11 protein-coding genes are annotated in these 13,529 nt (G+C 68.3%); 6 read left to right on the plus strand and 5 right to left on the minus strand.

Going from position 1 to position 13,529, the window contains the following annotated elements; all coding sequences use genetic code 11:
• The first annotated feature begins 228 nt into the window (after window positions 1-228).
• From SAHL_RS08100 to SAHL_RS08115, 4 genes are read left to right on the plus strand one after another with little or no spacing between them, the layout of a single operon-like run.
• Window positions 229-2,610 carry a penicillin-binding protein 1A gene (locus SAHL_RS08100; protein WP_123590989.1) on the plus strand — a complete coding sequence of 794 codons (2,382 nt, stop codon included), beginning with the start codon at window positions 229-231 and terminating at the stop codon, window positions 2,608-2,610.
• A 44-nt stretch (window positions 2,611-2,654) separates the two neighbouring features.
• Window positions 2,655-3,287 (plus strand): hypothetical protein, encoded by a 633-nt coding sequence (locus SAHL_RS08105; RefSeq protein ID WP_123590906.1) that lies wholly within the window; start codon window positions 2,655-2,657, stop codon window positions 3,285-3,287.
• Entirely contained in the window at window positions 3,265-4,740 is a 1,476-nt protein-coding gene (locus SAHL_RS08110; RefSeq protein ID WP_123590907.1) for a DHA2 family efflux MFS transporter permease subunit, read from the plus strand. Before SAHL_RS08105 ends, SAHL_RS08110 begins: the two co-directional genes overlap by 23 nt.
• On the plus strand, window positions 4,700-5,173 hold the full coding sequence (locus tag SAHL_RS08115; RefSeq protein ID WP_123590908.1) for a universal stress protein: 474 nt from the start codon (window positions 4,700-4,702) through the stop codon (window positions 5,171-5,173). Before SAHL_RS08110 ends, SAHL_RS08115 begins: the two co-directional genes overlap by 41 nt.
• A 263-nt stretch (window positions 5,174-5,436) precedes the next feature.
• Here SAHL_RS08115 and cysQ read toward each other — a convergent pair whose 3' ends face one another.
• Complete coding sequence (gene cysQ / locus SAHL_RS08120; RefSeq protein WP_123590909.1) at window positions 5,437-6,234, minus strand: 3'(2'),5'-bisphosphate nucleotidase CysQ; 798 nt, start codon at window positions 6,232-6,234, stop codon at window positions 5,437-5,439.
• Window positions 6,235-6,293: 59 nt separating this feature from the next.
• A complete protein-coding gene (locus SAHL_RS08125; protein WP_123590910.1) occupies window positions 6,294-7,613 on the minus strand; it encodes a DEAD/DEAH box helicase in 1,320 nt (439 codons plus the stop codon).
• Between the two features lie 335 nt (window positions 7,614-7,948).
• On the opposite strand from SAHL_RS08125, the gene trxA reads away from it, so the two are divergent.
• Complete coding sequence (trxA, locus tag SAHL_RS08130; protein ID WP_123590911.1) at window positions 7,949-8,275, plus strand: thioredoxin TrxA; 327 nt, start codon at window positions 7,949-7,951, stop codon at window positions 8,273-8,275.
• Between the two features lie 355 nt (window positions 8,276-8,630).
• Window positions 8,631-9,887, plus strand: a complete 1,257-nt coding sequence (rho, locus tag SAHL_RS08135) for a transcription termination factor Rho (RefSeq protein WP_123590990.1) — start codon at window positions 8,631-8,633, stop codon at window positions 9,885-9,887.
• Window positions 9,888-9,972: 85 nt separating this feature from the next.
• On the opposite strand, the gene SAHL_RS08140 is transcribed toward rho, so the two are convergent.
• The 3 genes from SAHL_RS08140 to SAHL_RS08150 are packed head-to-tail and all read right to left on the minus strand — an operon-like array spanning window position 9,973 to window position 13,472.
• Window positions 9,973-10,575, minus strand: a complete 603-nt coding sequence (locus tag SAHL_RS08140; RefSeq protein WP_123590912.1) for a PqiC family protein — start codon at window positions 10,573-10,575, stop codon at window positions 9,973-9,975.
• Complete coding sequence (pqiB, locus tag SAHL_RS08145) at window positions 10,572-12,212, minus strand: intermembrane transport protein PqiB (RefSeq protein WP_123590913.1); 1,641 nt, start codon at window positions 12,210-12,212, stop codon at window positions 10,572-10,574. Before pqiB ends, SAHL_RS08140 begins: the two co-directional genes overlap by 4 nt.
• Window positions 12,213-13,472, minus strand: a complete 1,260-nt coding sequence (locus SAHL_RS08150) for a paraquat-inducible protein A (protein WP_123590914.1) — start codon at window positions 13,470-13,472, stop codon at window positions 12,213-12,215.
• Window positions 13,473-13,529 lie beyond the last annotated feature (57 nt).

A 13,529-nucleotide genomic window follows, 5' to 3' on the forward strand; every position in this document is an offset into this window, starting at 1 on the left:
TACCTGAGCCCGGATACGGCCGCTCGCGCGGTCTCTCGGCAGGTATCGGCTTGAATCGGAAAACGTTGAGTCCGCCGCGCGAATCACGTCCGGCCGCTCGGCGGCTTTGGCGGGCGGCGACACCGGGTGTCCCGCCTGCGCCGAACCGCGGGCGCGCAAAAACCGACGGGCGTCGGTATCATGCGCTGCGGTTGTATTGTTCAGCGGCCCGCGGGCCGAGAGATGCCGATGAAAGCCATGCCGCGTGCGGCCCGTTTCGTGGTCTTTTTGATTGCCGGCCTGCTGTCCGCGGCAACGCTGGTCGTCTGCGCGGTGGCGGGCGTCTATCTCTATTTCGGCCCGCAGCTGCCCCAGGCCGGCGATATCGGCGAGACCGAGTTCAACGAGCCCCTGCGGATCTACACCGCGGATCGCAAGCTCATCGGCGAGTACGGCGTCGAGCGACGGCTGCCGCGCACCTACGACGAGATCCCGAAGGCCGTGGTGGATGCGTTCGTGGCCGCCGAGGACGATCGTTTCTTCGAGCACCCGGGCGTGGATTACCAGGGCATCATCCGGGCCGCGATCCATCTCATCGAGACCGGGCGCAAGACGCAGGGCGGCTCGACCATCACGATGCAGCTGGCGCGTAATCTCTATCTGACCAACGACCGCACCTATGTGCGCAAGATCAAGGAGATCATCCTCGCCCTGCGGCTGGAGTCGAAGCTGAGCAAGGAGCAGCTGCTCGAGCTCTATCTCAACAAGATCTACCTCGGCAACCGAGCCTATGGCGTCGGGGCGGCCTCGGAGGCGTACTACAACAAGCCGCTGGACGAGCTCGACGTCGCGCAGACGGCGATGATCGCCGGTCTGCCCAAGGCGCCTTCGCGCTATAACCCGCTGGCCAGCCCGGAGCGTGCCAAGCAGCGGCGCAACTATGTCCTTTCGCGCATGCAGGCGCTGGGCATGATCAGCGACGAGACCTACGAACAGGCCATCGACGCGCCGGTGACCGCGGGCGAGAACGACACCGAGCGCGAGGATCGACAGGAGGTCGATTACGTCGCCGAGATGGTTCGTCAGGATATGCTCGCGCGCTACGGCGACAAGGCCTACACACAGGGATTCGACGTCACCACGACGATCGAAAGCGGGCGCCAGCGCGCCGCGGATCGTGCCCTGCGACGCGATCTGCTGGCCTATGATGCGCGCCACGAATGGCACGGTCCGGAGAAGACGCTGGACAAGTCCACGCTGGACGACGCGCAGGCACTGCGCGAAGCGCTCGAGAAGATGTCGTTGATCGGAGGCCTCGTCCCGGCCGTGGTTGAGCGCGTCGCTCAGCGCAGCGCGACCCTGGCCACCGAACGCTACGGCGAGGTCACGCTCGACGCCGGCCAGATGCCCTGGCTCGGGCAGGGCCAGTCCGCGGGCGCACTGGTCGAGCGGGGCGACGTCGTCCGGCTGGCCCACACCGGCAGCGACGACGAGGATCAAGCCTGGACGCTGGCCGCGATCCCCGAGGTGCAGGGCGCGATGGTCGCCCTGGATCCGGATACCGGCGCGATCGAGGCCTTGTCCGGGGGCTTCGACTTCGACGCATCGAAATTCAACCGCGCGGTTCAGGCCCGGCGTCAGCCCGGGTCGTCGTTCAAGCCCTTCCTGTATTCCGCCGCGCTCGACAACGGATTCACGCCGGCCAGCATCATCAACGATGCGCCGGTCGTCTACGGCGGCGGTCTCGGAGAGGCCTGGCGGCCGCAGAACTACAGTGGCCGCATTCACGGCCCGACGCGGATGCGCGAAGGTCTGGTCCACTCGCGCAATTTGGTCTCGATTCGGCTGCTGCGCAGCATCGGTATCGACGCCGCGATTGACCATATCGCCAAGTTCGGTCTGCCCGCCGAACAGATGCCGCGGGACCTGTCGCTTGCGCTCGGCAGCGCGAGCTTTTCGCCCCTGCAGATGGCCCAGGCCTATGCCGTGTTTGCCAATGGCGGCTACGGCGTCAAGCCCTACTACATCAGCCGCATCGAGGACGGCCGCGGCGATGTCCGTTTCGCCGCGGAACCGCGTGTCGCCTGCGCGCGGGTCGCAAACTGCCCGGCGCTGGAGGCCACTGGCGGCGACGCCGACAGCGACCGGCTGGCGCCGCGTGTGGTGGACGCCGCCAACGCCTGGCTCATCGGTGACATGATGCGCGACGTCATTCGCCGGGGCACGGGCCGCCGCGCGACCACGCTCGAGCGGTCCGACCTGTCCGGCAAGACGGGCACGACCAACGACCAGATCGACGCCTGGTTCGTGGGCTTCAATGCCGACCTCGTGGCGATCAGCTGGGTCGGTTTCGACGAGCTCACGCCCATGGGATCGAGCGAGACCGGCGCGCACGCCGCGCTGCCGATGTGGATCGACTTCATGCGCGACGCCCTGGCCGGCACGCCCGAGGCGATGCCGCCGCGCCCGGCCGATCTGGTCACGGTCAACATCGACCCGGAATCCGGCCAGCGTGCCCTGGGCGGTGGCGGCATTCCGGAGACATTCCGGCCGAACAACGTGCCCTCCGAGGAGGAAGCGCGGCGCTCCGGGGACAACGCGCCGTCCAGCGAGGTCGAGAAACTGTTCTGAGCCGGTCGTCGCCAGGCGCCCGCGGTTCGTTTTCGGAGTCCGTCATGGCCAGTGCCCGCAAGCAGTCCGCCCAGCGCCAGCACATGGCGCAGCTCGCCGCCCGGCTGATGGCCGAGCAGGGCATCCGCGATTTCCGCGTCGCCAAGCAGAAGGCGGCCCAGCATCTGGGCATCGACGTGCGCAACAGCATCCTGCCGCGCAACAGCGAGATCGAGGCCGCGCTCGCCGAACATCACCGGCTGTTCGCCGGTGAGGAGCAGCCGCAGCGGCTGCAGGCCATGCGCGAGGCCGCGGTCCAGGCGATGCGCCTGTTCGCCGATTTCCGCCCGCGCCTGGTCGGCGACGTGCTCTCCGGCCTGGCTGACGCCCATTCGGATATCCAGCTGCACGTCTTCGCCGAACAGTCCGAAGCCTTCGATCTGTTTCTCCAAGGGCAGGGCATTCCCTACGAGATCGTCGACCGGCGCTATCGTTTCGCCGAGGGCCATCGGTTCTACCCGGCGTTTCGTTTCGTGGCCGGCGAGCATCGCTTCGAGGCGACGCTGTTCGGGGCCACGGAGATTCGCGAGGCGCCGCGCAGCCTGGTCGACGGCGCGCCGATGGCGCGCGCCAACGTGGACCGCGTCGAGCGCCTGATCGCCGACGAGCAGCTGCGTGCGCGCCTCGCCGACCTCTGAGCCGCCCGCGACCGAGGCCCGCAAGTGGCCGGTGACCGTCACGGTGATCCTGGGCACGGTGGCGGTGGTGCTGAACGCGACCGTCGTCAACGTGGCCATTCCGCCGATCATGGCCGATTTCGGCATGAGTCAGATGGCCGCGCAGTGGCTGGCCACGGGCTTCATGGCGGCGATGACCGCGACCATGCTCGCCAGCGCGCGGGTGATGGAGCGCTTCGGCCAGCGACGCACCTTCGAGGTCTCGCTCTGGGTCTTTCTGGCAGCGTGCGTGCTCGCCGCGGCCAGCCCCAGCGGCGGCGTGATGATCGCCGCCCGCCTGCTCCAGGGCGCCACCGCGGGCATGATCCAGCCGCTGGCGCTGGTGCTCATCTTCGATGTCTTCCCCGATCGTGAACGCGGCAAGGCGCTGGGGCTCTACGGCATGGGTGTGGTGCTGGCTCCGGCGCTCGGGCCGGCGGTCGGCGGCGTGCTCATCGACTGGCTGTCCTGGCGCGCGGTGTATCTGCCCGGCATCCCCTTCGGTCTGGCCGCGCTCTGGGGCGCGCGCCGGTATCTGGTCGAGCGCCGCTCGAACGCCCCGCTGGCCTTTGACTGGCTCGGCCTGCTGCTGCTTTCCGTCGGCCTGGCCGCGCTGCTGCTGGGGCTGTCGATGCTGGCCGGTACCGGGCAATGGGCTCTGCCCGCCGTCGTCGCCGGGCTCGCGCTGCTGGCCGGCTTCGTCTGGCGGGCTGCCACCGCCGAGGCGCCGCTGATTCAGCTGCAGGTCTTCGCCTATCCGCGCTTCGCCCTGGCCAGCCTGCTGGCGATGGCCTACGGCGCCGGCCTGTATGGGTCCACCTATCTCGTGCCGCTGCTGATGCAGGGCGTGCAGCAGTTCTCCGCGACCGCCACCGGGCTGGCGATGATGCCGGCGGGGCTGTCGCTGACGGTGATCTTTCCGCTCGCCGGCCGGCTGGCCGATCGTCTGCCGGCCCATCGCCTCATGCTCGTGGGGTGTGCCGGCTTTGCCTTCGGCATGCTGGGCCTGGCGTTCAGCCGGCCGGACACCGGCTTTCTGGCGCTGGTGCTGTGGATCGCCTTCGGCCGCATGGCGCTCGGCGTCATGATGCCGGCGTTGAACATCGACGGCCTGCGCAGCCTGCCGGCGGCGCACACACAGCAGGGGTCTGGGGTCATCAACTTCGCCCGCCAGCTGGGCGGTGCCCTGGGCGTGAACCTGTTCGCACTGCTGCTGGAATCACGCATCGGCGCGCGCCTGGAGGGTGCCGTCGATCTGCATCGTGTCTACGACCGCGCCGGCGATGGTCGCGACCTGCTCCCGGCCTTGACAAAGGGCTTTTCCGAGACCTTCATGGTATTGGGATTAGTGTTCGTCCTGGCGATGATCGCCGCGGGCTGGATGGGGTATCTGCATGCAAAACTTCGAAAAGATTCTGCTGGCCTACGACGGTAGCGAACAGGGGCGCGTGGCGCTGCGCCGCACCCTGCCACTGCTGGGCACCGGCGAGGTCGAGGTGCATCTGCTGGCGGTGGTGCCCCTGACCGGGGCGGTGGCCGCGGCCGAGGGCTTCTACACCGAGAGCATGTACGAGGCCGAACGCGAGCGCATCGAGGCGATCCTCGACGAAGGCGTGGATCTGCTCAAGCAGCGCGGCGTGGACGCGGAGGGCCATCTGCGCGCCGGCGAGCCGGCGCATCAGATCCAGCGGCTGGCCGACGATCTGGCCGTGGACCTGGTGGTCGTGGGCCACCAGCGCCGCGGGCTGCTGGCGCGCTGGTGGCAGGGCTCGGTCGGGGCCTCGCTGCTCGACCGGCTCAACTGCAGCCTGCTGGTGGTCCAGGCCGCGGCCGAGGAGCTGCCCGGGCGCGACGAGCCGGCGTCCTGAGCGAGCGCGCCGGGCCGCGACCGGGCGGATGCGGCCGTATCGCCGAGCCGTTCGATGCGAGGTTCCGCGCTCGCGACGCGGAATGATCGCAGGCGCCTTGCGGCGCGACCGGCGCAGAGGCGGGCCAGCGCATGACGGCGGGGCGCAATGCGATGTCCCGGCTTCGGCGCGTCCGCGGTGGCCGGCTTGGCGCATGGCGTGGCCGGCGTGCCGAGGGGGATGCGGGGCCGTGCGATCGTTAACGCGGGGCCTGTCGCTCGACGCTAGTCGCTGAGGTAGGCCCGCCAGTCGTGCTCGGTGTCGCCGAAGGCGATGAAGTGCGGGTTGAGTATGCTGTCGCCGTCGTTGTAGGCGAGCGCGTGGCCGTGCAGATCGGTGATGGCGCCACCGGCGGCGCGCAGCACGGCGTCACCGGCGCCGGTATCCCATTCGCTGGTCGGCCCGAGACGCGGGTAGAAATCGGCCCGGCCCTCGGCGATGACGCAGAACTTCAGCGAGGAGCCCATGGTCACGGGCTCGTAGTCGGGCATGCGCGCCAGCACGGCGTCCACTTCGCTGCCGCGGTGCGAGCGCGAGACCAGCACGCGCGGCGTGTCGGCCCGCGTCGACACGGCGATGCGCCGCGGCGCGTCGTCGCCGGTCTGGCAGAAGGCGCCGAGCGCGCCGGCGCCGAACCAGAGCGTATCCAGCACCGGCGCGTAGACCACGCCCAGCACCGGCACATGATCGCGGATGAGGGCGATGTTGATGGTGAACTGGTCGTTCTTGTTGACGAATTCGCGGGTGCCGTCCAACGGGTCCACCAGCCAGTGCTCGGCCCAGCCGCGACGCTCGGCGTAGGGTGTTTCCGCGCCTTCCTCGGACAGCTGCGGCGTGTCCGGCGTCAGCCGCGTCAGGGCGGCCTGGATGTGGCGATGGGCGGCGAGATCGGCCTGCGTCAGCGGGCTGTCGTCGTCCTTGGTCTCGACGTCGAAGTCGCTGTAGTAGATCGGCAGCGTCAGCTGGCCGGCCTCGACGGCGATGTCGCACACGGCGTCGAGCAGATCGCGGGTCAGTTCCATGGGTCGCGGTGGCTGGGAGTCCAGCGCCGCATCATACCGGCTGAGACAGCCGCCGTGGTTCAGCCGCGCCCGCCGCTGTGACGCCGCGGCCGGCCGCCGTCACGGCGGCCCCGGGGCTTGCGCCGGCGCGGCGCGGGTCGTTCGATCTCGTCGGCGAAATGGTCCGCGGGCGGCATCTCGGCGTCGATCTTGTGTTCGATGTAGGCTTCGATGTCCGGCAGCGAGTAGACGTATTCCTCGCAGGCGAACGAGATCGCGCTGCCGGTCTTGCCCGCGCGTGCGGTCCGGCCGATGCGGTGAACGTAGTCCTGGGCGTCCTGGGGCAGGTCGAAGTTGATCACATGGCTGACGTCCGGGATATGCAGACCGCGGGCGGCCACGTCGGTGGCGACCATGATCGGCAGTTGGCCGTCCTTGAATTCCTCGAGCAGCCGCAGCCGCTTGTTCTGGGCGACGTCGCCGGACAGCGTCGCCGCGGTGAAGCCGTTGGCGTTGAGGGTGTCCTCGATGCGCTCGGCCATGCGCTTGGTGTTGATGAAGATCAGCGTGCGCTCGGCCGCCAGGCGTTGCAGCGTGCCCACCAGCAGCGTCATCTTGTCGTCCTTGGACACGTGATACAGCTTCTGCGTGATGGCGCCGATGTTGACCGTTTCGGTATCGGTGCGCACCAGCTTGGGGCTGTTCATGTGCTCGTAGGCGAGCTCGAGCACGCGATGCGACAGCGTCGCGGAGAACAGCAGGTTCTGGCGCGCGTCCGGGGCCGGCATCTTGCGGAACAGATAGCGGATGTCGTTGATGAAGCCGAGATCGAACATGCGATCGGCCTCGTCGAGCACGGCGACCTCGATCGCCTGCAGCGTGTAGATCTTCTGCTTGTAGTAGTCGATCAGGCGGCCGGGCGTGCCGATGAGTATGTCCACGCCGTCGGCGATGGCCTGGCGCTGCTCGTCGTAGCCGGTGCCGCCGTAGCAGACCACGCACTTCAGGCCGGTGTCGGCGGCCAGCGGCAGGGCGTCGTTGTAGATCTGGTCGGCGAGCTCGCGCGTCGGTGCGAGTATCAGCGCCCGCGGCTGCGAGGCACCGACGGGGGCCTGGGCGCTCGGCTGCCTCGGCTGGCGCATCAGCCGGTCCAGCGTCGCCAGCAGGAAAGCCGCGGTCTTGCCGGTACCGGTATGCGCCTGACCGGCGATGTCGGTGCCGGACAGCGCCAGGGGCAGCGTTTCCGCCTGGATCGGCGTGGCGTGAGTGAAGCCGCGCTGGGTCAGGCCGGCGACGATCGTCTCGTGCAGGCCGAGGCTGTCCAGGCGGGTCTCGGTCAGCAGGCTGCCCGGGTCGTCGGTGGCGTTCGGCGGGGCGGCGTCGGTCGAGGTGTCGGTCATAGATGGCCTGGCTTGAAAGCAGGGACCCGGCAGGCGTCGCGATTTCGGCGTGCCGGGGGTTGAAAAACGCGTGCAGATAGGCTCCAATGGCAGGCAGTAACGCGAATACGCGATTTCGCTGCCCTGTCCGGGCACATCGCCCGTCCTCTGGCGCTGTTTTCTGCAATCCGCACTATAACAGCTTGTCGTCTCCGACGACCGTCGAGCGGCAGGCAGCCGCGCACCTTGCAAACAACTGTTCGTGCCCTCAATTATCCGCCCGTACGCGCCTCGACGGACTGCGTCGGGCGCCGCAACAGCCCACTTTCCATTCGAGATCCCTCGCGAGGACGCCCATGAGTGAAAACATAGTCAAAGTGACCGACGACAGCTTCGAGCAGGATGTGTTGTCGGCCAGTGGTCCGGTGCTGGTCGACTACTGGGCCGAATGGTGCGGTCCCTGCAAGATGATCGCGCCGGTGCTGGACGAGATCGCCGACGAATACGACGGCCGACTCACCATCGCCAAGCTCAACATCGACGAGAATCCCAACACGCCGCCTCGCTACGGCATCCGTGGCATTCCCACGCTGATGCTGTTCAAGGATGGCGATGTGGCCGGCACCAAGGTCGGTTCCGTTTCCAAGACCCAGCTGACCGAGTTCGTCGATCAGCACATCTAGACCCCCGAGCCGCCGCCGGCATTCGCCGGCGGCCGGGCTCCCCCGCCCGCCTATTCATGTCGAAGCGTGCGCGCTTCCTCGCAAACCGTAGATAGCCGTGTCTGAAGATACACTCGATGAACGCCAGTCGAAGGATTCCAGCAACGGCGGCAACGGCGGTGGCAACAACCGTCGCGGTCGGCGCCGCAAGAATCCGAACGGCGGCAACAAGCCGCGGAACAACAACAACAGCAATAACAACGGCAACCGCAGCCGCGGCGGTTCCGGCAACAAGGGGCCGAACAATCCGCCGAACGAGGATATCGACGAGGCGGAGTTCGAGGCCTATGCCGGTGCTGCCGGGGACGGCCCGATCCTGAATCTGTCCGAGCTCAAGCAGAAGACCGCCGCCGAGCTCATGGAAATGGCGCAGGAGATGGAGCTCGAGAACATCTCCCGCATGCGCAAGCAGGATCTGATCTTCGCCATGCTCAAGGGGCATGCGAAGTCCGGCGAACGCATCTACGGCGACGGCGTGCTAGAGATACTGTCCGACGGTTTCGGTTTCCTGCGCTCGAACGAGGCCTCCTACATGGCCGGGCCCGACGACATCTATGTCTCGCCCAGCCAGATCCGGCGCTTCGCGCTGCGCACCGGCGACAACATCCGCGGCCGGATCCGGCCGCCGAAGGAATCCGAGCGCTACTTCGCGCTGCTCAAGGTCGACGACATCAACGAGGACCCGCCCGAGAAATCCAAGGGCAAGGTCCTGTTCGAGAACCTCACGCCGCTGTTCCCGACCGAACGGCTGCACATGGAGCTCGGCAACGGGTCCACCGAGGACATCACCGCGCGCACGATCGATCTGGTCGCGCCCTTCGGCAAGGGCCAGCGCGGTCTGATCGTCTCGCCGCCCAAGGCCGGCAAGACGATGATCATGCAGAACATCGCGCAGTCGATCGCGCACAATCACCCCGACTGCCATCTCATCGTGCTGCTCATCGACGAGCGGCCCGAGGAAGTCACGGAGATGGAGCGCGGCGTGCGCGGCGAGGTCGTGTCCTCGACTTTCGACGAGCCGGCCTCGCGGCACGTGCAGGTCGCGGATATGGTCATCGAGAAGGCCAAGCGGCTGGTCGAGCACCGCAAGGACGTGGTCATCCTGCTGGACTCCATCACGCGCCTGGCGCGCGCCTACAACACCGTGGCGCCGTCCTCGGGCAAGGTGCTGACCGGTGGTGTCGATGCCAACGCCCTGCAGAAGCCCAAGCGCTTCTTCGGCGCCGCGCGCAACGTCGAGGAGGGCGGCAGCCTGACGATCATGGCCACCGCGCTGATCGAGACCGGCTCCAAGATGGACGAGGTCATCTACGAGGAGTTCAAGGGCACCGGCAACATGGAGCTCCATCTGGATCGCCGGATCGCCGAGAAGCGCATCTATCCGGCCATCCACGTCAATCGCTCGGGCACCCGCCGCGAGGAGAAACTGGTGCCGCCGGAGGAACTCCAGCGCATGTGGGTTCTGCGCAAGCTGCTGCACGGCATGGACGACCTGGCCGCGATGGAACTGCTCATCGACCGCATGAAGCAGACCAAGACCAACGCCGAGTTCTTCGAGTCGATGAAGCGCTGATCGACGCCGCGCTGCAGACGCATTAAGGCGGGCCGCGGCCCGCCTTTTTCGTGTGCGTCTCCCGCCCGGAACGGCCCCGAGACGATCAGTCGGCGTCGTTTTCCAGTCGTGGCGCGATCTCGGCGGCGATCGCTTGCGCGCTCTGTCGCCAGCCGCGGGACAGGCTGGCCACCAGCGCTTCGTAGCCGTCCTCTGACAGCGGTATACGGCGCTCGAAACGTGCCTGCGCCAGCTGCCGGCCGGCGGCGTCGGTCAGCGTCCACTGCCCGGCGATATGGGCCGACCCGTCGTAGTGGCCCATGAATTCGTCGACCCGAGTGCCCAGATGCAGCGCGGCATCCGGTTCGCCGCGACCAGCGCGCTGCACGAATACCCCGTCGAGCTCGGTGGCCAGTCCCGCGTAGAGGCCGTCGGTGAGCTGCGCGCTCAGCGGCGAGGCCCAGCGGTTGTCGTTGGCCAGGACCACGCGGTGGGCGGCGGTCTGATAGACGATGCCGCTGGCGTCCAGAAACGGCGCCACGTCCACCGGTTCGACGACTATCGCAGGGCGGCCGGCGGCCGGCGACGCCGCGCGTGTCGGCGTGCTGTGGTCGAGCATGTACAGCGCCGGGCCGCCGCCGGCGCCGGTGGCGCAGCCGGCCAGGGCGAGCACGAGACAGAGGGCGGCGATTCGGATCGGTGCAATCATCGTGCGGCCTTCGGGATCGGGTCCTCGGCGTCGGGTGGACCGAAGATGAGAGCGTTGGGATCGTCGCGCAGCGTGCGCGCGAGCGGCGCGACGTCGTCGAGCACGCGGTTGAGCCGGTTCAGTGAGCGGTTGAACTCATCGTAGGCCGGCGCGCCCTGCCGGTAGCCGCGCAACGTGTCGCGAAGATCCTCGAGCACGCCCCGGAGCTCGCCCGGCAGATTCTGTGTACCCGGTTTCTCGAGCAGCGCGTTGATGTTTCGCGTGGCGCGATGCATCTCGTCCAGGGTGGCGCTCGTGGTCTCCAGCGTCTGCTTGATATCGTTGGCCACGGGCCGCAGGTCGAGGCCGTTGAGCTTGTCCATTAGCCCCGAGAGCTGCTGCTGCAGGCTGGTGATGCTGCTGGGTTCGCTCGGGAAGACCGGATAGTCGCCGATCTCGGCCGCGGCGTATTCGCCCGCGCCGCCGTCGAACTGCAGGTTGATGAACATCGAACCCGTGAGCAGATTGCCGGACTTGATCGTCGCGCGCAGCCCGTTGTCGAAGAATCGGTGCATATTTCGGCGCCATTCGTCGCGCGACCAGTCGATCCATCCGGTGCCCAGGCGCTGTGGTTCGATCGCGATCAGCACCGGTATCTTGAAGTCGGTGAACTCGTCGAACTCGAAGTTCGAGCGGAAGAAGGGCACGGCCCGCACCGTGCCCACGCGGATGCCGCGGTACTCCACGGGCGCGCCCGGGTCGAGCCCGCGCACCGAATCGTCGAGGAGCATGACGTACTCGATCCGCTCGTCGAAACGGTCCTGGACGGCGGCGTTGCGGGTCGGATACAGCGCGTACGTCGCGCCGTCGTCGGCGGTCTCGCCGGCTTCGACTCCGTCGGGTTCGCCGAAGGTCACGCCGCCGGCGAGCACGCTCTGGAGCGAGCCCGTCTGGACGTCGATCCCGTCCGATCCCAGATGGAAATCGATGCCGGAGCGCAGCCAGAACTGGGTGCTGTCCGTCACGAGGCGCGCGAACGGCCCCCGCACGAATACGCTGTATTCCATGCGCTTGTCGTCGACGGTGAAATCCGCCGCCTCGATCTGGCCCACGGTCTGACCCTGGTAGATGATCGGGTCACCGACGGCCAGCGAGTTGTCGGTCTCGCTGGTCAGGGTCACGGACACCCCCGGCTCGTCGGTCGAGCGCGCCGGCGGGTTGGCGAGCACCGGGAACCGGCGCCGCGACGTCTCGGCGCTGCCCGGGCGCAGACGGATGTAGGCGCCCGAGAGAATCGTGTTGAGGCCGCTGACGCCCTGGCGGCCGACGCGCGGCTTGACCACCCAGAACTGGCTGTCCTCGACCAACAGGTCGGCGGTGTCGGGGTCCATCCGCACGGTGGCGATGGCGCCGTCGTAGTCGTCGGCCAGGCGCACGCTCTCGACGCGGCCGACCTCGACGCTGCGCACCTTGATCGCGGTCTTGCCCGCTTCCAGACCCTCGGCCGTCTCCACGGCGAGCGTGATCTCGGGCCCGCGCGAGATCATGTTCTGGTAGAGCAGCCAGAGTCCGATGAGTGCCGCGCCCAGCGGAATCAGCCAGACCGGAGAAGGTCGGCGCCGGCGGCGTTCGAGGGTGGCGGTGTCTTCGCGTTCCATTCAGCGGTCCCCGGCGGGTGCGTCGCGCCAGAGGGCGCGGGTGTCGAAGGTGAGTGCGGCGATCATGGTCACGACCACCACCGCGGCGAACGCGAGCGCGGCCGCGCCGGGGCGGATCGCCATGAGCGCACCGGCCTGGACCAGCGCGCCGAGTACGGCCACCACGAAGACATCGATCATCGACCAGCGGCCGATCTTCTCGGTCAGACGATACAGGCGCATCTGGCTGCGTGAATCGGCATGCCCGCCGCGGCCGGCGATTCGACACAGCCAGGCCAGCGCCGCGATCTTGCTGATCGGCACCACGATGCTCGCCACGAAGATCACCAGCGCGATGGGCCAGGAGCCGTGCGCGGCCAGGCTGATCACGCCGCCGACGATCGTCTGCGGGTCGGTGCTGCCGAGCGTGGTGACCGCCATGATCGGATAGACGTTGGCCGGGATGTAGAGGATCGCGGCGGTGATGATCAGGGCCCAGGTCAGCTGCAGGCGGTCGGCGCCGTGGCTGAGGTGTCGCCGTCCGCAGCGCGGGCAGCGGTGGCGCGCATTGTCGTGAAACGGGGCGTCGCAGCCGGCGCAGACGACCAGCCCCTGGCGGCGCCCGCCGTGCCCGGCACGCACCTCGGGCGCCAGGGGCGGCACCGGCGCCAGCGCGTCCCACAGCGTGACCCAATCGATCAGCATGAGCGTGCGCAGCAGGCACAGCGCGTAGCCACAGAAGGCCACGAACGAGGCGCCGATCTCGATCTCGGCCAGCGAGACCACCTTGATCAGACTGACCAGCACGCCGACGATGAAGACATCGGCCATCATCCAGGGCTCCATCGGCCGGAGCGTGCGGGCGAGCACGAGCGCGCCGGGGACTCGCGCGCCGGATTGCGCGGCGGCGGCGATATAGAGCAGGGCCGCCAGATAGGCGCCGGGCAGGAGCACCGTCGTGGCCAGGAGAATCGCGGCGAGACTGGGATAGTCGTAGCCGAGCATGGCGCCGGCGGCATCCACGAACGACATCGTGTGGCCGACGCCGCGGGTCGAGAAGCTCAGGAAATCGAAGGCGAACACCAGCCCCAGGAGTACGAGGCTGGCCAGCGCCCAGGCCATGGGACGCTGCATGTCCCGCTGGGCCGGGCCGGCCACGTGATGATGGCAGCGCGGGCAGTGGGCGGCCTCGCCGGGTGCCCGTGCCGGCAGGTGCATCACCCGGTCGCATTCGCGGCACAGCGCCAGGCGCGTCGATGCGGATCGCGAAAAATCGCTCATGCTCGCAGCCTACGCACGCACACCGCGGGGCGACGCATCGCCGGGGCACGGTCGGTG

Source organism: Salinisphaera orenii subsp. halophila YIM 95161 (assembly GCF_003732545.1).
Classification (GTDB): domain Bacteria; phylum Pseudomonadota; class Gammaproteobacteria; order Nevskiales; family Salinisphaeraceae; genus Salinisphaera; species Salinisphaera orenii_A.

Coding starts and splice junctions, on each gene's coding strand:
- SAHL_RS08140 (WP_123590912.1), bottom strand. CDS start 10,575: ATGATTGCACCGATCCGAATCGCCGCCCTCTGTCTCGTGCTCGCCCTG.
- SAHL_RS08105 (WP_123590906.1), top strand. CDS start 2,655: ATGGCCAGTGCCCGCAAGCAGTCCGCCCAGCGCCAGCACATGGCGCAG.
- SAHL_RS08100 (WP_123590989.1), top strand. CDS start 229: ATGAAAGCCATGCCGCGTGCGGCCCGTTTCGTGGTCTTTTTGATTGCC.
- pqiB (WP_123590913.1), bottom strand. CDS start 12,212: ATGGAACGCGAAGACACCGCCACCCTCGAACGCCGCCGGCGCCGACCT.
- SAHL_RS08150 (WP_123590914.1), bottom strand. CDS start 13,472: ATGAGCGATTTTTCGCGATCCGCATCGACGCGCCTGGCGCTGTGCCGC.
- SAHL_RS08125 (WP_123590910.1), bottom strand. CDS start 7,613: ATGACCGACACCTCGACCGACGCCGCCCCGCCGAACGCCACCGACGAC.
- cysQ (WP_123590909.1), bottom strand. CDS start 6,234: ATGGAACTGACCCGCGATCTGCTCGACGCCGTGTGCGACATCGCCGTC.
- trxA (WP_123590911.1), top strand. CDS start 7,949: ATGAGTGAAAACATAGTCAAAGTGACCGACGACAGCTTCGAGCAGGAT.
- SAHL_RS08115 (WP_123590908.1), top strand. CDS start 4,700: ATGCAAAACTTCGAAAAGATTCTGCTGGCCTACGACGGTAGCGAACAG.